The organism is Acidovorax sp. SUPP2539 (assembly GCF_030158975.1).
GTDB lineage: Bacteria > Pseudomonadota > Gammaproteobacteria > Burkholderiales > Burkholderiaceae_C > Paracidovorax.
The window spans coordinates 152,476-168,939 of record NZ_BQXJ01000004.1; the positions used below are offsets into that span (position 1 = coordinate 152,476).

The window sequence follows — 16,464 nt, forward strand, 5'->3', positions numbered from 1 at the left end:
GGGCGGTTGCCTGGCGAGCCCGAGCCTCAAGGCTTTGCCGCTTCGAGCAGACGGTCGCGCAGCTCCAGCCTGTCGGGCATGTCGATGTCGGAGAGCGCAGACAGCCAGATGCCGTCCGTCGCGAACCTGACCAGTGCGAATCGGGTGTCTCGATCCGTGGCGTCGTGCCGGTCCAGTCGTGCGTTGAACCAGTTGGCCCAGGCGTGCCTGAGCTGGGGTTCGGTCAGCATGAAGATCGACAGCGCTGCCTTGGGGTTGTCGCTGCTCTCCCCGTCCGTTTCCAGCACGACCTTCACATAGGCGCGAGTGAAGACGCCGGCGGCTTCAGTGTCGTTGGCCATGTAGCGGTCCAGCTCGCTGTCGATGGAGTCGAGCAGGTCTTTGAACACGGCGTCGATCAATGCAAGCTTGGTCGGGAAGTGGTGGAGGAATCCGCCCTTGGAAACCCCTGCCGCTGCGGCAACCGCCTGCACGGTGACGGCTGAAAGGCCGCCCGAGACGATCAGTTTGACAGCCTCGTCCAGCAGTGCCCTGCGCACCACCTGGGGTTGTTTGGCCCGCTTGTACGGATTGCCGCCCTCGCTGGTTGTATCTGGTACTTCGATATCCATAGGGGTGAAGTGGATCACAGCGCGAGATGTGTTCTACACAAACTTCTTTGAGTTGCACACACATACAGGCGCATTGCAACGCAGGCGGCGAGCGTGCCAAGGGGTATTGCGGACTGGAGCAGGATCTGAAATAAGATACCGTCCGGTTGGTATGTTTTGGTGCCGCGGATTCCGTTTATTCGCGCAGTGCCTCAGCGCCACCCAGTCTCTCTTCGCAATGCAGCAACTCCGAGGTGATATGTCCCCAAGCCCCCTTCTCGTCATCGGCGCCACCGGCAAGACCGGTCGCCGTGTCACCGCCCAGCTGCAGCAGCGCGGGCTGGCTGTCCGCGCCGTCTCGAGAAAATCAGAAGTGCCCTTCGACTGGGACGATGCCACCACCTGGCGCCGTGCGGTGGAGGGTGTGAGAGCGGTTTATGTCGTGCACGCGGGCCTGGGCACCACCGAAGCGTCGGACCAGGTGGGCGAGTTTGCGAAGGTGGCCGCTGCCGCCGGTGTGACCAAGTCCGTGCTGGCTTCCACGCCCGACGATGGCAGCGCCTTCTCCCAATCCATGCGTGCCGCAGAACGCCATATCCTCGACGCCGGCTTGGGCTTGACCAGCCTGCGCCTGCGCTGGTTCTTCCAGAACTTCAGCGAAGACTTTCTGCTGCCGTCCGTGCTGTCGGGTGAACTGCGCCTGCCTGCAGGCGACGGCAAGGAGGCCTTCGTCGATGCGCAAGACATTGCCGAGGTGGCGGCTGCAGCGTTGACGGACGACCGCCACAACGGCAAGTCCTACGACCTGACCGGCCCGCGCACCTTGTCCTTTGCCGAGGTGGCCCGGGAGATCAGCCGGGGTGCCGGGCATCCGGTCAGCTACGTGGCCGTCGAGCCGGACGTCTTCGTGGCGGAGCAGATCGCCATGGGCGTGCCGGCGCAGTGGGCTGACACATTCAGCCACTTGTACCAGGACATCGCGCAAGAAAAGCTGGACCTTGTCTCTGACGACATTGAGGCGGTTCTGGGCAAGCCGCCCCGGGATTTCGCCGACTTTGTGGCCTCGGTGGCCCAGGACGGCACATGGAGCGCACACAGCGCTCACTGATCTGGCACTGGCCCCGGGCCTGAAGCGGCGCCGCACACGCCGTCGGCTCAAGCCTGCGCAGCGCTGGCCAGCAGCGCGGCCACCAGCACCTGCATGCCGCGCATCAGCGGCTTGTCCTGCCGCATGATGATTCCCAGCTCGCGCGACAGCGCGGGCCGCAGCGGGCGCACCTGCAGGGCCGTGCGGTCCGCATCGCGCAGGGCCATGGCGGGCAGGATGCTGCATCCCAACCCGGCGGCCACCATCTGCTTGATCGCTTCGATGCTGCCCAATTCCATGGTGGGCCGGGCGCGTACGCCGCCGGCCAAGAGCCAAGCTTCGGTCCGCTGGCGCGTGTTGGTGCCAGGCTCGAACAGGATGAGCGGCTTGTCTGCCAGGTTTTTGGGCGTGACGGTTCTGGGCAGTGCCGGTGCCTGCACGGCGCTGACGGCCACGAACGCGTCTGTCAGCGCGGTGGATACCGTGAGCGCACGGCTGGCGACCGGCAGGGTCACCAGCCCGAGATCGAGCGCATTCAGCTCCACGCGGCGAACGATGTCGTCGGTGTTTCCCGTGGTGACGACGACGTGCAGGGCCGGGTGCGACGAGCGGATCTGCCGCAGCAGCGCAGGCAGCAGATGCAGGCAGGCCGTCGCGCCGGTGCCCATCCGCACCGTGCCCTGAACGCCGTCGGCATGGCTGGACACCGCGGCGGCGGCCTGCATGCCGGCGTCCAGCAGCCCACGCGCGTGCCCGGCCAGTGTCGTGCCGGCGGCAGTGGGGGCAACCGTTCTGCCCACCCGCTCGATCAGGCGCAGGCCGGCCTTGCGCTCGAGTTCGCGCACCTGTGCACTCACGGCGGGCTGGGTCACGCCGAGCTGCTCGGCCGCGACCGAGAAGCTGCCGGTGTCCAGCACCAGAATGAACGCCTGCAGCTGATCGAAGGTGAAGGGTAGGGCCATAATTTTTATTATGCAGTGAAGAGCGTGTAACAACTTCTCTTATTGTGTCAGAGGCTCCACCATGCATGCCATGAATGCCATCCACATCCCACCCGTCATGCCTTGCGCACCCACCACCACCGTCATCGTCGAGGCCGCTTCGTCCCATGTCCCAGCGCTGCGCGACATCTACGGCCACTATGTGCAGACCGCCATCTGCACCATGGAAGAACAGGTTCCCACGCTGGCCGAGATGCACCGCCGCCACGATGCGCTGCGCCGCGAAGGGCTGCCGTGGCTGGTGTCGCTCAGAGGCGGCGAAGTGATCGGCTATGCGTATGCGAGCCGGTATCGCCCGCGCCTTGGATACAGCCGCACGGTAGAGACCTCCATCTACGTGCGCAGCGGATGCCACGGCCAGGGGGTGGGGCAGGCCCTGATCGATGCGCTCGTGCGAGCCTGCGAATCCTTGGGATTGCGCCAGATGGTGGCGGTGATCGTGGACGACGGTGAAACCGCCGGCTCCATCCGTCTGCATGAGCGTTCCGGATTCCGGCGCGTCGGCGTGTTCGAGCAAGTCGGCCGCAAGTTCGGGCGCAATGTGGACACGATCCTGATGCAACGCAGCCTGATGCCGGCCACCACGGCCCGCGCCGCCTGCGGATGAGTGCGGGTGCGTGCACCAGCGCTGCGCGCTCGCCGAAAACTGCGCGCCCGCGCAGCCAGAACGCCATTCGCTGCCGTGCAGCGGCATGCGTTCAGTGGCACGCCGAACGCCACCCTCCTGAGCCGGCGGTCGATGGCGCCGCCCTGGAGCCAAGCCGATGAATGCCGCTGCCTGGGCCTGAACCGCCAGCGCATGGAGCCGGACCTCTCCCAAACCCGGCCCGGCCTGGCGGGGGGCTGAGCAGCCTGTTCTGGGCCCGCGGAGGATCGCGCGGCCGGGGGGGCTGCAAACAATCTTTCGCAATGCGCCGGACAACGCAACTTGCTGCTGTCGCCGGCCCCCGCTTCAGTGCCACGCGGGGCGGCCACGGTTCTAAGCTCGGCCGTGAATGTTCTGTGGCCGCTGCCGTTTCCTGCGGTGGCCGGCTTTCCGCCATTTCCTGCTGTCTGGAGTGCGACCCATGGCCTTGCGTGATTTCAAAGTGCTGACCTTCGACGTGGTCGGCACCCTCATCGATTTCGAGGGCGGCATGCTCGCCTATCTGCGCCGGGCCGTGCCCGGCAGCGCGGTGACCGACGAGGCGTTCCTCGCGGCCTACCGCGCCGCGCGCAAGAGCGGCGACACCTGGGCCTATCCCGACGACCTGGAGCGCTGCTGGCATGCGATCGCGCCGTCGCTGGGCCTGCCCGACAGCGAGGCGCTGGCGCGCGGCTTGCGCGACTCGGTGGCCGACTGGCCGGCGTTCCCCGACTCGGTGCAGGCGCTGCAGCGCCTGCGCGGGCATTTCAAGCTCGTGACCATGACGAACGCCCAGACCTGGGCGCTGGAGCACTTACAGAAAGCGCTGGGCTCGCCCTTCGACCTGCTGCTGAGCTGCGACGACGCCTTGTGCGAGAAGCCCGATGCGCGCTACTTCGCCTATGCCCGCGGCCGCTACGAGGGCGCCTGGGGCTACCGGCAGGCCGACAACCTGCACGTGGCGCAGAGCCAGTACCACGACATCGGCATCTCCAAGCGGCTGGGCATCGCCACCTGCTGGATCGAACGGCGGCACGGCATGAAGGACTCGGGCGGCACCATCGAATCCGAGCACACCGTGCCGGACTACCACTTCCACACGCTGGCCCAGCTGGCCGACGCGGTGGAGGCGGGGCAATGAGCCTGGACGGCCACGAGCGCTTGCCGGCGCTGGAGGGCCTGGAGCGCATCGCCCGGCCGGTGGCCGACCTGCTGCCCGAGCTCGTCACGCTGCGGCGCGACCTGCATGCGCACCCCGAGCTGGCCTTTCAGGAGCGGCGCACGGCCGGCATCGTGGCGCAGTCGCTGCGGCTGCTCGGCCTAGAGGTGCACGAAGGCATCGGCGGCACGGGCGTGGTCGGCACGCTGCGCTGCGGCAGCGGGCCCCGAAGCGTGGGCCTGCGCGCCGACATGGATGCGCTGCCCATGGTGGAACTGGGCACGGCGGCCCATGCCAGCCGCCACCCGGGCGCGCACCACGGCTGCGGTCACGACGGCCACACCAGCATGCTGATCGGCGCGGCGCGCCAACTGGCGCGCACGCGCGGGTTCGATGGCACCGTGCACTTCATCTTCCAGCCCGCCGAGGAGGGCAAGGGCGGCGCGCGCAAGATGATCGAGGACGGTCTGTTCGAGCGCTTTCCGTGCGACAGCGTCTACGCGCTGCACAACTGGCCCGACCTGCCGCTGGGCCACGCCCAGACCCGGCCCGGGCCCATCATGGCCGCGGCCGACCGCTTCGATATCGCCGTGCGCGGGCGCGGCGGCCATGCCGCGCAGCCGCACCACACGCCCGATGCCATCCTGGCCGCGAGCCAGCTGGTGGCGCAGCTCAACACCATCGTGGCGCGCCGCATCGACCCCGGCGAGTCGGCCGTGCTGTCGGTCACGCGCATCGAGGGCGGGCACAGCCACAACGTGCTGCCGGCCGAGGTGCAGATCACCGGCACGGTGCGCAGCTTCGACGCCGCATCGCAAGACCGCATCGAGGCCGCGCTGCGCGCCACGGCCGAGGGCATCGCCCTGGCCAGCGGCACGCAGGTGGAGGTGACCTACCTGCGCTACTACCCTGCGACGGTGAACACCCCGGCCGAGGCGGATCTGGCACTGCAAGCCGCACGCGCCATCGGCCTGCAGGCCGGCGTGTCACCGCGCGCGGCCTTCACCTCGGAAGACTTCGCCTTCATGCTGCAGCGCCGCCCGGGCGCCTACCTGTGGCTCGGCCAGGGCCGCGCCGAGCCCGGACCCGACGGGGAGCGCGCGCTGCACCATCCGTGCTACGACTTCAACGACGACGCGCTGCCGCTGGGCGTGCGCTGGTTCTGCGAGGTGGCGGCGCGCGCCCTGGCGCCCACCTGATGCGGGCTTGAAGCCTGGCATCGCCCCGGCGCCGCACTTTGATTCCTTCCATCCACTTCATCGACCCAAGGGACCATCCCATGAGCATCACCGTGCTGCGCCAGTCCGCCACCCTCGGCGGCTTCGAACACCAGGGCACGCCCGCCCGTCCGCTGACCCTGCCGCCGTGCGAGTTCAGCGGCATCGACGTCGATCTGCAGGGCGCGGGCGAGAACCGCTCGGGCCTGTGGGAATGCACGCCCGGCCGCTTCGAGCGCCAGTTGGCCAATGCCGAGGTCATGCACATCCTGGCCGGGGCCTGCACCTTCACGCCCACGGGCGGCGAGCCGCAATCCATTCGAGCCGGAGACACGCTGTTCTTCCCATCGAACACGACGGGCGAGTGGCATGTGACGCAAACGCTGCGCAAGGTGTTCGTGGTGCTGGCGGCGTAAAGCCTCCATCGGGGCCTGCGTTCAGGGGCGTGCAGGTCCGTCGCCGCTCGGCGCGGGCAGCTTCGCGATCACCTTGATCTCGAACTGGAAGCCGTAGAGCCAGGTCACGCCCACGCCGGTCAGCGTGGGGTGGGGCGCGTTGCCCCAGTACTCCGGCACGATGGCCCACACGGTCTCGAACGTCGATTCGGGATCGACGAGGAAGACCGTGACATCGACCACGTCGTCGAAGGTGCAGCCGGCCGCTTGCAGGATGGCGTTCAGGTGGTCGAACGCCAGCCGCACCTGCGCCGGCAGGTCGGGCTCGGGCGATCCATCCTCGCGGCTGCCGACCTGGCCCGACACGAACAGAAAGCCGTTGGAGCGGACCGCTGGCGAATAGCGGTTGCGGTCGTAGAGCGCGCGGCGCCCGGCGGGGAAGACGACGTCGCGTTGGGGCGTGCTGGTGGAATGCATCAAAGGTTCATCGGGGCGAAGCCGCCCGGTGGTTGGCGATGCAGGCACTGTAGGCAGCGGCGTGCGGGGGATAAAGGGCCCAGTCCACCCAACACTGTTTGTAGACTCCAAACAATCCCTCCGCCACCGCCACCGAAAGCACAGCGCCCATGGACCGTTTCGATGCAATGCAGGCCTTCGCCCGCGTGGTGGAGGCCGGCAGCTTCACCAAGGCGGCCGAGACCCTGCACATGAGCAAGACCACCGTGACCCAGCTCGTCCAGCAGCTGGAGGCGCGGCTGCGCGTGAAGCTGTTGAACCGCACGACCCGCAAGGTCAACGTCACGGCCGACGGCGCGGCCTATTACGACCGCGTGGTGCGCCTGCTGGCCGACATGGACGATGCCGAGGGCAGCCTGTCCAGCGCTTCCGCGCTGCCCCGGGGCCGCCTGCGGGTGGACGTGCCCAGCCCGCTGGCCCGCGCCATCCTGGTGCCGGCGCTGCCGGCCTTCCACGCCCGGTACCCGGACATCCAGATCGACATGGGCGTGAGCGACCGCATCGTGGACCTGATCGGCGAGAACGTGGACTGCGTGGTGCGCGGGGGCGAGCCCACCGATCCGTCCCTGGTCGCGCGGCGTGTGGGCGATCTGCAGCTGGGCGTGTATGCCTCGCCCGGCTACCTTGAGCACGCTGGCACGCCGCTGCACCCGAACGAACTGGAGAACTCTCACCACCGCACGGTGGGCTTTCTGTGGGCGCGCACCGGCAAGGCTTTGCCGTACGCCATGCACCGCGAGGGCGAACGCCTGGCCGTGCGGGGCCGCCATGTGTTCTCGGTGGACGACGGCAACGCGTACCTGGCGGCCGGCGTGGCGGGCCTGGGCGTGCTGTGGCTGCCGGACTACCTGGCGCGCGAGCCCCTGGAGCGGGGCGAACTGGTGCGGCTGTTCCAGGACTGGCGCCTGGACCCGATGCCGCTGTACATCGCGTATGCGCCGCACCGGCACGTCAGCCCGCGGCTGCGCGTGTTCATCGAGTGGGTGGCCGGCCTCATGGAGCGGCATGCGCCCCTGGCCGGCCGGCCACGGGCATGACGGGGGCCTGTCAGGCCGCCTGCTGCACCGGCTGCGATGCCGCGAACCGGCCGATGAAGTAGGGCGCCAGCGGAATCGACGTCTGGCCCGTGGCGATCAGTTCGGCCATGGTCTCACCCACGCCGGGGCTGATGGCGAAGCCCTCGCCGTTGAAGCCGAAGGCGTAGTGCAGTCCCGCCACCTTGGCGCTCGGCCCCATCACTGGCTGCCAGTCGGGGGTGTAGCCCTCGATGCCGCTCCACACGCGGATCAGCTGCACGTGCTCGAATGCCGGCACGAAGCGGCGCAGCTCGCGCAGCTGGCGCAGCACGTTGTCGGGCTTCACGTAGGCGCGGATGCGGTCGGCATGCGCAGGCCCTTTCAGGCCGCCGCCGAAGACGATGTTGCCGCGCGCAATCTGCCGGAAGTACAGGCCCTCGGTCTCGATGGGGGACGACAGGCCGATGGACGGCCCGAGCGCGTAGGGCAGGGGCTCGGTCACGCCCATCTGCGGGCCGCGGGCCTCCATCGGCACGGGCTCGCCGAATTGCTCGGCCATGCGGTTGGACCACGCGCCGCAGGCCACCAGCATCTGCGGGGCGCGAAAGCGCCGGCCATCGGCCGTGTGGGCGACGAAGCCGTTGGCGTCGCGCTCCACCTGCATCACCTCGGCATGCTCGACGATGTTCGCGCCCGCACGCCGCGCCGCGCGGGCGAAGGCCGGGCCGGCCAGGCGGGGGTTGGCGTGGCCGTCCTGGGGCGAGTAGGAACCCGCCACCACGCCGGGCGCGAAGATGCCCCAGCGCTGGCGCAACTGCTCGGCGGTGAACAGCTGCAGATCCAGCCCCAGGGGCTTGACGTCTTGCGCGTGCTTTTCGAGCGCAGCAGCCTGCTTTTCGGTGTAGCACACGCGCAGGTGGCCGTAGGGCACGAACTCGGCGTCTTCGCCCAGCAGCGACCGGATGCGGCCCCACACGGCGCGCGCGCGGTTGGCCAGCGGCATCTGGTGCAGCTCGCGCCCCTGGCGGCGCACGTTGCCGAAATTGGTGCCGCTGGCCTGGCGGCCCACCAGCTCGCGCTCCAGCAGCGTGACGGACAGGCCGTGCTGGCGCAGGAAGAAGGCCGTGGTGGTGCCCATCAGGCCACCGCCCAGCACCAGCACATCGGTGTCGTGCGTCGTGGCGTTCTGGCTGCCGTGGTTCATGCCTGCACCTCGCGCGTGTTCATCATCAAAGGCTTGACCGGTGCCTGCGACCGCAGGCGGCCCACCTGTTCCACGGGGACGTGGCAGGCGCTCGCGACGATCTCCGCCGCGGCATGGCCGCAAAAGCGCCCCTGGCAGCGGCCCATGCCGACGCGGCTGAAGGCCTTGGCGCGGTTCACTTCCTGGCTGTCCATCTCGGTCACGCAGCGGCGCAGTTCGCCCGCGGTGACGGCCTCGCAGCGGCACACCACGGCCGCATCGGGCAGCGCCGCGGCCTGCGCATGCGGCCAGGGAAAGGCCCGCGCCAGCCCCTGGCGAAAGCGGTCCATCTGGCCCAGCGTGCGGCGCAGCGCGGGCGACTCCTGGCCGTAGCGGGCGCTGCCGGCGGCATGCTTCAGGTCGGCCAGCGCCGCGAGGGCGGCCAGGCGGCCTGCGGCCTCGGCCCCGTCGGCCCCCAGGATACGCACGCCGTCGCCCGCCAGGTACACGCCCGGCGTGCTGCTGCGGCCGTCCGCGTCGATGCTGGGCAGCCACTGGCGGCTCACGGGTTCGAAGGCGAACGCGCAGCGCGCCAGATCGGCCAGTTGCGTCTCGGCCCGCAGGTGCCAGCCCAGGCCCACGGCATCGCATTCGAAGCGTCGTTCCTGGCCCTGCGAATCCCGCACGGCCACGGCCTGCACACCCAGGCGGTCGTCGCCGTCGATGGACAGCGGCGCCACGCCCTGCAGCACCGGCACGCCCGCCGCCCGCAGGCCGCGGATCAGCCCCAGGCCGCGCAGCGCGAGCGTGGGCCGCGCCAGCAGGCCCGCGATGGCGGCCCAGGGCTTGGATGCGGGCGCGGTGTCGAGCACCGCCGCCACGCGCGCGCCGGCCTGCACGTACTGCGAGGCCACCAGGTACAGCAGCGGCCCGCTGCCCAGAAAGACGACCTGCGAACCGATGGCGCAGGCCTGCGCCTTCAGCGCGATCTGCGAGGCGCCCAGGCTGTAGCAGCCGGCGCGGTGCCAGCCGGGCACGGGCATGAGGCGGTCGGTGGCGCCGGAGCACACCAGCAGCGCGTCGAACGGCAGCGTCTGCGGCTCACCGGCATGCACCACGTGCAGTTCGCCGGCGGTCACGTTCCAGGCCAGGGTGTCGGGCCGGTAATCGACCGATGGGCGCAGGGCGTCGAAGTCGCGGTGCAGCGCCTGGGCCTTGCCGGCCTCGCTGCCGTAGAGCTTGGCGTAGGGCCGCTTGAAGCCTTCGGGCTGGCGGCGGTAGATCTGCCCGCCGTCGCGCCGGCTTTCATCCACCACGGTGGGGCGCAGGCCGGCCTGCACCAGCGCCTGGGCGGCGCGCACGCCGGCCGGGCCAGTGCCGACCACCACGATGCGGGGCGAGCCGGTGGGGGGAGAGATTGGGGTGGCGGTGGGGGCGCTCATGCCGCGTCCCCTTGCGCATGGCGCGCCAGCGATTCGCGCAGGTCCGGCGTCACCGGCCAGTGCGCTGCGGGCGGGTGGGTGAGCACCTCCATGCCGGCTTCGGCTGGGGTGGAGCAGGCGCGCAGCCGCCCGCCCGAAGGTGTCCACACCCAGCAGTCCTGGCAGGCACCCATGAGGCAAAAACCCGCGCGCGGGCCGTCGCCGAACTCGCTGTCGCGCACCCGCCGGCCGTGCTGCAGCAGTGCCACCAGCAGGGTGTCGCCAGCGAGCGCGGCGGCAGGCAGGCCATCGATCGTCAGGGCGATCGGGGGGCGATCGGTCTCGGCCAGCCGCACGAAGCGGGCCGGCGGGCGGTGGGCGGTATCGGGCATGGGCGTCTGGAGGGCGGTCAGCGCTGGTGGGGGAAAAGCCGCTCGATGGGACAGTGCGTCTTAATGAACGGCGTCTTGATGACGATGTAGCTGAAGTACTTGGAGATGCCGAGGTTGCGTTCGAGCAGGTCCTCGATCACCTCCTGGTAATGGTTCACGCCGCGCGTCAGAAAGCGCAGCAGGTAGTCGTAGCCGCCGCTCACCAGGTGGCATTCGAGCACCTCGTCCACCTCGCGGATCGCAGCCTCGAAGCGCGTGAAGTCCTCGCGGCGGTGGTCGGTGAGCGTGACCTCGGTGAACACGGTGAGCGTGTCGCCCAGCTTTTCCAGGCGCAGGTGCGCGCCGTAGCCGGCGATGTAGCCCGCCTGCTCCAGGCGCTTGACGCGGATCAGGCAGGGGCTGGGCGACAGGCCCACCGCGTCCGCCAGGTCCACGTTGGTCATGCGCCCGTTCTTCTGCAGCTGCGCGAGGATGCGCAGGTCCAGGCGGTCGATCTTGAAGGCTTCGTTCATCATGGCGGCATCGGGACGTGAAGGAGGCTTCGATTCTGCGGCGGCGCGCGATCGCTGTGTTGGCGTTGCTGGGGTGTTGCCGCCGGTTTCAGCCCTTGAGCGCGGCGCGCACGTCGGGCGCGTCCAGCACGTCGTCCAGCGTCTTTCGCAGGCGCTTGAACATTTCGGCGAACTCGTCCTCGGTGTAGGTGAGCGCGGGCGCAAAGCCCAGGATGTTGTCGCCGAAGGCGCGGAACACGATGCCGTTGCGGTACGCCGTGGCCGCGATGCGCTCGGACAGACCCAGCGCCGGATCGAACCCGCGCCGGGTCGCCTTGTCGCTCACCAGCTCCAGCGCGCCCAGCAGGCCGCGGTGGCGCGAGTCGCCCACCAGCGGATGCGCCAGCAAGGCATCCAGCCCAGCCGCGAAAGGCGCGGCGCCGCGCTGGCCGTTGGCGAGGATGCCGCCTTCCTCGTACAGCCGCAGCACTTCCAGCGCCACCGCCGCGCTCACCGGGTGGGCGGAGTAGGTGGCGCCGTGGCCGATGGGCGCGCCCTCGGGTGCACCGTCGGCGATGCCGGCGTACAGCGCATCCGAGATCACCGTCGCCCCCATGGGCACGTAGCCGGCCGTCAGTCCCTTGGCCAGCGTGAGGATGTCGGGGGACACGCCTTCGGCTTCGCACGCGAACATCGGGCCGGTGCGGCCGAAGCCGGTGATGACCTCGTCCACCACCATCAGGATGCCCAGCTCGCGCGTGGCCTCCCGCATGGCCTTGAGCCAGCCCTGGGGCGGCACGATCACCCCGCCCGATCCCTGGATGGGCTCGCAGAAGAAGGCCGCCACGTTGTCCGCACCCAGCTCGGCCACCTTGGCCCGCAGCGCCGCCACCGAGGCCGCGATGATGGCCGGGCCGTCCGACGGGTCCGCGGCGCGGTAGGGGTTGGGCGAGGGAATGTAGTGCTGCGTCGGCAGCGGCAGGTCGAACCCGCGGTGGAAGGCGGGCAGGGCGGTGAGCCCGGCGCCCGTGGACGACGAGCCGTGGTAGCCGCGCTCCAGCGCGATGAAGTGCTTCTTGGCCGGTTGGCCGATGGCATTGTGGTACTGCACGATGAAGCGCACGGCGGCGTCCACCGCTTCGGAGCCGCCCAGCGTGAAGTACACGTGGTTCAGCGATTTCGGCGTGATCTGCACCAGCTTTTCGGCCAGAAGAATGGCCGGCTCGCTGCTGAAGTGGAAGTAGCCCGTGGCGTAGGGCAGGCGGCGCATCTGCTCGGCGGCGGCCTGGACCACGCTCTCCTGGCCGTAGCCCACGTTCACGCACCACAGGCCGGCGAAAGCGTCCAGCAGCTCGTTGCCCTTGGCATCGGTAAGCCATGCCCCCCGGCCCGAGGACAGCACGGTCGGGCCGCGGCGCTCGTGCGCTCGCCAGGGCGAGACGGGGTGGATCAAATGCGCCCGGTCGATGGCATCGAGCGAGGCGAGCTGGGGCAGGTCGGTGAGTTGGGTCATGGCGGGGTCCGGTCGCGGGCCAGGGGTTCGGTGGCGGTGGTGAGGCGTCTGTCGATGGCCCCAAGGTTAGGCCAGGGGCCGCTGCGCGTGGTGCTGCTTTGGCGGGGTTTGGCGCAGCACGCTGCGGTTGTTGGCGCGGTGGCAGCAGATCGTGCGGTGCCCCCGGGGCGCTGGCTGCCGACCGCCATGCGTCAGTAGCCGCGCGAGCGGTCCACCAGCCCCACCATGGGCTCGCCGGCCTCGAACCGGCGCAGATTGTCGACCACCACGTTGGCGGCGCTCAGGGGCTGGGTCATGCTCGCGATGTGCGGGGTGAGCTGCACGCGCGGGTGCCGCCAGAAGGCGTGCGACGGCGGCAGGGGCTCGGGGTCGGTCACGTCGAGCACCGCCTCGCCGATCTGCCCCACGGCCAGCGCGGCCAGCAGGTCGGTGTCGATCAATTGCGGCCCGCGCCCCACGTGCACCAGCCCGGCACCGGCTGGCAGTTGCGCGAACAGGTCCTTGTTCAGAAAGCCCCGCGTGGCATCGGTCAGCGGCAGCAGGCACACCAGGATGTCGGTGCGCGCCAGGAAGGCCGGCAGTTCGTGTCGGTCCGCGTAGCAGTGCACGCCGGCGAACTGGTGGCGCGAGCGGCTCCAGCCCGCGCAGTCGAAGCCCAGGCCCCGCAACTGGGCCAGCACCGCCTGCCCGAGCGAGCCCAGGCCCAGCACGCCCACCCGGCGTTCGCTGGCCGGGCGCACCGGCAGCACGCGCCATTCGCCCTGCTGCTGCTGGCGGCGGTACTGGGGCATGTCGCGGTGCAGGCCCAGCACGGCGTGCGTCACGTACTCCACCATGCCCTGCACGATGCCCGGCTCCACCATGCGCACCACGGGCAACTCCGGCGGCAGCGCCGCAAAGTCGAACTGGTCCACGCCCGCGCCCGATGAAAACAGCACCTGCAGCTGCGGAAAGCGCGTGGCCAGGTCCTGCGGCGGCTCCCAGGCCGCGAGAAAGCGCACCTGGGCCGGGTCGCCGATGTCGGGCCAGATGCGAAAGTCGATCTCGGGCGCGCGGTCGCGGAATACGCCGGCCCACTGGCGACCGCGCACGGGGTCGGATTTGTAGAGGAAGGTGGTGGAGGTCACGGCAAGGCCCGGCAGGGTGGATCGTCGAAGGGGTGGGCTCAGCCCAGCGCCTGGGTGGCCAGGGCGAACAGCCGCGGGGCGCCGTGCGGGGCGTCCGATGCCGAGGGCAGGGTGCCGCCGCGCACCATGGTGGTGGGCGCGTCCACGCGCAGCAGGCCGATGCTTTCCAGCCACTCGGCCAAGCCGCTGTCGAAATCGATGTCGATGCGCGTGAAGTGGCCGGCGTTCATGCCGGCCAGGTGGGCGATCAGCGCCTTGGCGCTTTCCGCATCCGGGGCCACCACGGGGCCGATGGCATGCCCGCGGCCGAAGCGCCGCAGCAGCGCGAAGCCGCGCTGCTCGCCGTCGTGGTCCAGCACCACGCAGGCATCGCTGCGGGCCAGCAGGTCGTCGATGAGCGCATCGCGCGGCATGCCGCGCGCCTGGGCGTCGAGCCGGTGCAATGCGGCCGCCTCGTTCAGGCCGGAGGGGCGCAGGCGCCAGCCGGGGGGCAGGGCGATCAGCGGCGTCGGCCGGGCCACGCCCTGGTGCTGGCGCACCTCGCCCGTGCGCACGAAGCCCAGGCGCTCGTACAGGCCGCGCCCCTCGGCGGTGGCGTGCAGCAGCACCGTGTGGCCGTCCAGCCCGTCGAGCAGCGTGGTCATCAGGCGGTGGCCGATGCGCCGGCCCTGGCAGGCCGGGGTGACGAGCACCAGCCCGATGGTGGCGTGCCGATCGCCCCATTTCCAGCGCTGGGCGGTGGCGATGGTCTGCCCGTCGCGCTCGGCCACGAGGCCCTCGGAATGCGCGAACACCTGCTCCCAGTCGGCCAGCCGGTGCGGCCAGCGCAGTTCGGCCGACAGCGCCTGCGCCTGCGGCAGGTCGTCGGGCGTCATGGGGCGCAGCAGCACGCCGTCCTCGGCGGTGGCAGGGGTGGCGGGCAGGGCGGTGGAGAGCATGGGCGGCGTCCTCGTTGCGAAGGGATTGGGCGTCTATCTTGGACGACATCGGCAGGCCGCACCACCCCGAATTCGGGTTTGCCCGCAACTTGCAAGCTTCGTCTGCCGGGCGCGTGCGTTTTGCAATTCGCTGCGGTGCCACGGGGCGTTACGGGCACAAATGCTGGACCTTCCTGCCTAGCATCGAAGCACCTTTTTCCAACTGCGCGCAGCCCCTTGCGCGTCCCCGTTCCATGCTGCTTTTCGATCCCCGGTCCATCGCCGTTCCCGCCGGCCATTTCATCGGCGGGCGCTTCGTGCCCGATGCCGGCCGCATCGCCGTGCTGCGCCCCTCCGACGGCCAATGGCATGCCGACCTGCCGCTGGCCGATGCCGCCACCGTGGACGCCGCAGTGCAGGATGCGTGGCAGGCCTGGTGCACCACCGACTGGGCGCGGCGCGCCCCGCGGGAGCGCGCCCGCGTGCTGCGCCGCTGGGCCGACATGATCGAGGCCGACGGCCCGCAGCTGGCGCCGCTGGAGGCCGTGTGCTCCACGCGCCCGGCGCGCGATGCCGCTGCGTGGGACGTGCCCTTCACCGCCGAAGGGTTGCGCTTTTTCGCCGAGTACGCCGACAAGCTCGGCGGCGAGGTGGCCGCTACGCGGCACGACCACCTGGGCATGGTGGTGGCCGAGCCCTACGGCGTGGTGGGCGCCATCACGCCGTGGAATTTCCCGCTGGTGATGATGTCGTGGAAGGTGGGCGCCGCATTGGCCGCAGGCAACGCGGTGGTGCTCAAGCCGTCCGAGATGACGCCGTTTTCCGCCGTGCGGCTGGCCCAGCTGGCGGTGGAGGCGGGCGTGCCGCCCGGGCTCTTCAACGTGGTGCAGGGCGATGGCCGCACCACCGGCGATGCCCTCACGCGGCACCCCCGGATCGCCAAGATGACCTTCACCGGATCCACGCGCACGGGCGCCGCCATCATGGCCACCTGTGCGCTGCAGGGCCCCAAGCCCGTCACGCTGGAGCTGGGCGGAAAGAGCCCGCAGCTCGTCTTCGACGACGCGCCCGATATCGACCGGCTGGCCGGCCTCATCGCCGGTGCCATCACCGGCAACGCGGGCCAGGTGTGCGTGGCGGGGTCGCGGCTCATCGTGCAGCGCGGCATCGCGCCGGAACTGGTGGAGCGCATCGGCGCGCGGTTCGCCGCGCTGCGGCCCGGCGCCACCTGGGACGGCACCGCCACGCTGCCGCCCATCATCTCGGCGCCGCAGGCCGCGCGCATCCTGGACATCGTGGAGCGCGCGCGCGACGCGGGCGCGCAGCTGCGCTGCGGCGGGGGGCTGTTCGACGACGTGGCCGGCGGCGTGGCGGCCGGTGCGGCGGGCGGAGCGTACTTCCAGCCCACGCTGCTCGAAGGCGTGGCGGCCGACAGCCCCGCCGTGCAGGAAGAGATCTTCGGCCCCGTGCTCACGGTGCAGACCTTCGACACCGAGGAAGAGGGCCTGGCCCTGGCCGCGCACGCGCACTACGGCCTGGCGGCCGGCGTGCACACCGCCGACATCGGCCGCGCGCTGCGCGCCATGCGCGGCATCAGCGCGGGCACCGTCTGGATCAACCGCTACGGGCGCAGCGCGGACTTCGTCATCCCCACCGGCGGCTACCACCAGTCGGGCATCGGCAAGGACCTGGGCCGCCAGGCCGTGGAGGCCAACCTGCGCTTCAAAAGCGTGCTCATCGACTTTGCTGCGGCGCACTAACGGTGCACGGTTGCACGCCGGCGGTGCAGACCGCACGGCATGCCGCAAGGCCCC

17 protein-coding genes are annotated in these 16,464 nt (G+C 70.5%); 7 read left to right on the plus strand and 10 right to left on the minus strand.

Annotated elements, in window-relative coordinates; translation table 11 throughout:
• Positions 1 to 26 precede the first annotated feature (26 nt).
• Positions 27 to 629, minus strand: coding sequence for a TetR/AcrR family transcriptional regulator (locus AVTE2539_RS15340; protein ID WP_284411857.1), 603 nt, complete (start codon positions 627 to 629; stop codon positions 27 to 29).
• A 220-nt stretch (positions 630 to 849) separates the two neighbouring features.
• Here AVTE2539_RS15340 and AVTE2539_RS15345 point away from each other — a divergent pair, with 220 nt between their 5' ends.
• Positions 850 to 1,698 (plus strand): NmrA family NAD(P)-binding protein, encoded by an 849-nt coding sequence (locus AVTE2539_RS15345; protein ID WP_284411860.1) that lies wholly within the window; start codon positions 850 to 852, stop codon positions 1,696 to 1,698.
• A gap of 47 nt (positions 1,699 to 1,745) precedes the next feature.
• Here the strand turns inward: AVTE2539_RS15345 and AVTE2539_RS15350 are convergent, their stop codons facing one another.
• On the minus strand, positions 1,746 to 2,639 hold the full coding sequence (locus AVTE2539_RS15350; protein WP_284411862.1) for a LysR family transcriptional regulator: 894 nt from the start codon (positions 2,637 to 2,639) through the stop codon (positions 1,746 to 1,748).
• 61 nt (positions 2,640 to 2,700) lie between these two features.
• Here AVTE2539_RS15350 and AVTE2539_RS15355 point away from each other — a divergent pair, with 61 nt between their 5' ends.
• The 4 genes from AVTE2539_RS15355 (at position 2,701) to AVTE2539_RS15370 (ending at position 6,095) form a co-directional block, all read left to right on the plus strand.
• Complete coding sequence (locus AVTE2539_RS15355) at positions 2,701 to 3,285, plus strand: GNAT family N-acetyltransferase (protein WP_284411864.1); 585 nt, start codon at positions 2,701 to 2,703, stop codon at positions 3,283 to 3,285.
• 460 nt (positions 3,286 to 3,745) lie between these two features.
• Positions 3,746 to 4,444: an HAD-IA family hydrolase gene (locus tag AVTE2539_RS15360; RefSeq protein WP_284411867.1), complete on the plus strand. Its 699-nt coding sequence runs from the start codon at positions 3,746 to 3,748 to the stop codon at positions 4,442 to 4,444.
• On the plus strand, positions 4,441 to 5,661 hold the full coding sequence (locus AVTE2539_RS15365; protein WP_284411870.1) for a M20 aminoacylase family protein: 1,221 nt from the start codon (positions 4,441 to 4,443) through the stop codon (positions 5,659 to 5,661). Before AVTE2539_RS15360 ends, AVTE2539_RS15365 begins: the two co-directional genes overlap by 4 nt.
• Positions 5,662 to 5,741: 80 nt before the next feature.
• Entirely contained in the window at positions 5,742 to 6,095 is a 354-nt protein-coding gene (locus AVTE2539_RS15370; RefSeq protein ID WP_284411872.1) for a cupin domain-containing protein, read from the plus strand.
• Positions 6,096 to 6,116: 21 nt separating this feature from the next.
• Here AVTE2539_RS15370 and AVTE2539_RS15375 read toward each other — a convergent pair whose 3' ends face one another.
• Positions 6,117 to 6,551, minus strand: coding sequence for a RidA family protein (locus AVTE2539_RS15375; RefSeq protein WP_284411874.1), 435 nt, complete (start codon positions 6,549 to 6,551; stop codon positions 6,117 to 6,119).
• 149 nt (positions 6,552 to 6,700) lie between these two features.
• Between AVTE2539_RS15375 and AVTE2539_RS15380 the strand changes: the two genes are divergently transcribed.
• Entirely contained in the window at positions 6,701 to 7,627 is a 927-nt protein-coding gene (locus AVTE2539_RS15380; RefSeq protein WP_284411876.1) for a LysR family transcriptional regulator, read from the plus strand.
• Between the two features lie 10 nt (positions 7,628 to 7,637).
• Here the strand turns inward: AVTE2539_RS15380 and AVTE2539_RS15385 are convergent, their stop codons facing one another.
• The 7 genes from AVTE2539_RS15385 to AVTE2539_RS15415 form a co-directional block, all read right to left on the minus strand.
• Complete coding sequence (locus AVTE2539_RS15385) at positions 7,638 to 8,810, minus strand: NAD(P)/FAD-dependent oxidoreductase (RefSeq protein WP_284411878.1); 1,173 nt, start codon at positions 8,808 to 8,810, stop codon at positions 7,638 to 7,640.
• A complete protein-coding gene (locus AVTE2539_RS15390; protein ID WP_284411880.1) occupies positions 8,807 to 10,231 on the minus strand; it encodes an FAD/NAD(P)-dependent oxidoreductase in 1,425 nt (474 codons plus the stop codon). The genes AVTE2539_RS15385 and AVTE2539_RS15390 overlap by 4 nt, the downstream gene beginning before the upstream one ends.
• A complete protein-coding gene (locus tag AVTE2539_RS15395; protein WP_284411883.1) occupies positions 10,228 to 10,602 on the minus strand; it encodes a (2Fe-2S)-binding protein in 375 nt (124 codons plus the stop codon). Before AVTE2539_RS15395 ends, AVTE2539_RS15390 begins: the two co-directional genes overlap by 4 nt.
• A 17-nt stretch (positions 10,603 to 10,619) precedes the next feature.
• On the minus strand, positions 10,620 to 11,114 hold the full coding sequence (locus AVTE2539_RS15400; RefSeq protein WP_272553201.1) for an Lrp/AsnC family transcriptional regulator: 495 nt from the start codon (positions 11,112 to 11,114) through the stop codon (positions 10,620 to 10,622).
• 88 nt (positions 11,115 to 11,202) lie between these two features.
• The gene (locus AVTE2539_RS15405) at positions 11,203 to 12,606 is read right to left on the minus strand and encodes an aspartate aminotransferase family protein (RefSeq protein WP_284411885.1); all 1,404 of its coding nucleotides are present in this window, start codon (positions 12,604 to 12,606) and stop codon (positions 11,203 to 11,205) included.
• Positions 12,607 to 12,797: 191 nt separating this feature from the next.
• Positions 12,798 to 13,733 carry a 2-hydroxyacid dehydrogenase gene (locus tag AVTE2539_RS15410; RefSeq protein WP_284411887.1) on the minus strand — a complete coding sequence of 312 codons (936 nt, stop codon included), beginning with the start codon at positions 13,731 to 13,733 and terminating at the stop codon, positions 12,798 to 12,800.
• A gap of 38 nt (positions 13,734 to 13,771) precedes the next feature.
• Positions 13,772 to 14,671, minus strand: coding sequence for a GNAT family N-acetyltransferase (locus AVTE2539_RS15415; RefSeq protein ID WP_284411889.1), 900 nt, complete (start codon positions 14,669 to 14,671; stop codon positions 13,772 to 13,774).
• 233 nt (positions 14,672 to 14,904) lie between these two features.
• On the opposite strand from AVTE2539_RS15415, the gene AVTE2539_RS15420 reads away from it, so the two are divergent.
• Complete coding sequence (locus tag AVTE2539_RS15420; RefSeq protein ID WP_284411891.1) at positions 14,905 to 16,410, plus strand: aldehyde dehydrogenase family protein; 1,506 nt, start codon at positions 14,905 to 14,907, stop codon at positions 16,408 to 16,410.
• Positions 16,411 to 16,464: the final 54 nt, after the last annotated feature.

What these genes read in the sequence shown, in the direction of transcription:
- AVTE2539_RS15345 (WP_284411860.1), top strand. Translation starts at nt 850, where the DNA reads ATGTCCCCAAGCCCCCTTCTCGTCATCGGCGCCACCGGCAAGACCGGT.
- AVTE2539_RS15350 (WP_284411862.1), bottom strand. Translation starts at nt 2,639, where the DNA reads ATGGCCCTACCCTTCACCTTCGATCAGCTGCAGGCGTTCATTCTGGTG.
- AVTE2539_RS15355 (WP_284411864.1), top strand. Translation starts at nt 2,701, where the DNA reads ATGCATGCCATGAATGCCATCCACATCCCACCCGTCATGCCTTGCGCA.
- AVTE2539_RS15360 (WP_284411867.1), top strand. Translation starts at nt 3,746, where the DNA reads ATGGCCTTGCGTGATTTCAAAGTGCTGACCTTCGACGTGGTCGGCACC.
- AVTE2539_RS15365 (WP_284411870.1), top strand. Translation starts at nt 4,441, where the DNA reads ATGAGCCTGGACGGCCACGAGCGCTTGCCGGCGCTGGAGGGCCTGGAG.
- AVTE2539_RS15370 (WP_284411872.1), top strand. Translation starts at nt 5,742, where the DNA reads ATGAGCATCACCGTGCTGCGCCAGTCCGCCACCCTCGGCGGCTTCGAA.
- AVTE2539_RS15375 (WP_284411874.1), bottom strand. Translation starts at nt 6,551, where the DNA reads ATGCATTCCACCAGCACGCCCCAACGCGACGTCGTCTTCCCCGCCGGG.
- AVTE2539_RS15380 (WP_284411876.1), top strand. Translation starts at nt 6,701, where the DNA reads ATGGACCGTTTCGATGCAATGCAGGCCTTCGCCCGCGTGGTGGAGGCC.
- AVTE2539_RS15385 (WP_284411878.1), bottom strand. Translation starts at nt 8,810, where the DNA reads ATGAACCACGGCAGCCAGAACGCCACGACGCACGACACCGATGTGCTG.
- AVTE2539_RS15390 (WP_284411880.1), bottom strand. Translation starts at nt 10,231, where the DNA reads ATGAGCGCCCCCACCGCCACCCCAATCTCTCCCCCCACCGGCTCGCCC.
- AVTE2539_RS15395 (WP_284411883.1), bottom strand. Translation starts at nt 10,602, where the DNA reads ATGCCCGATACCGCCCACCGCCCGCCGGCCCGCTTCGTGCGGCTGGCC.
- AVTE2539_RS15400 (WP_272553201.1), bottom strand. Translation starts at nt 11,114, where the DNA reads ATGAACGAAGCCTTCAAGATCGACCGCCTGGACCTGCGCATCCTCGCG.
- AVTE2539_RS15405 (WP_284411885.1), bottom strand. Translation starts at nt 12,606, where the DNA reads ATGACCCAACTCACCGACCTGCCCCAGCTCGCCTCGCTCGATGCCATC.
- AVTE2539_RS15415 (WP_284411889.1), bottom strand. Translation starts at nt 14,671, where the DNA reads ATGCTCTCCACCGCCCTGCCCGCCACCCCTGCCACCGCCGAGGACGGC.
- AVTE2539_RS15420 (WP_284411891.1), top strand. Translation starts at nt 14,905, where the DNA reads ATGCTGCTTTTCGATCCCCGGTCCATCGCCGTTCCCGCCGGCCATTTC.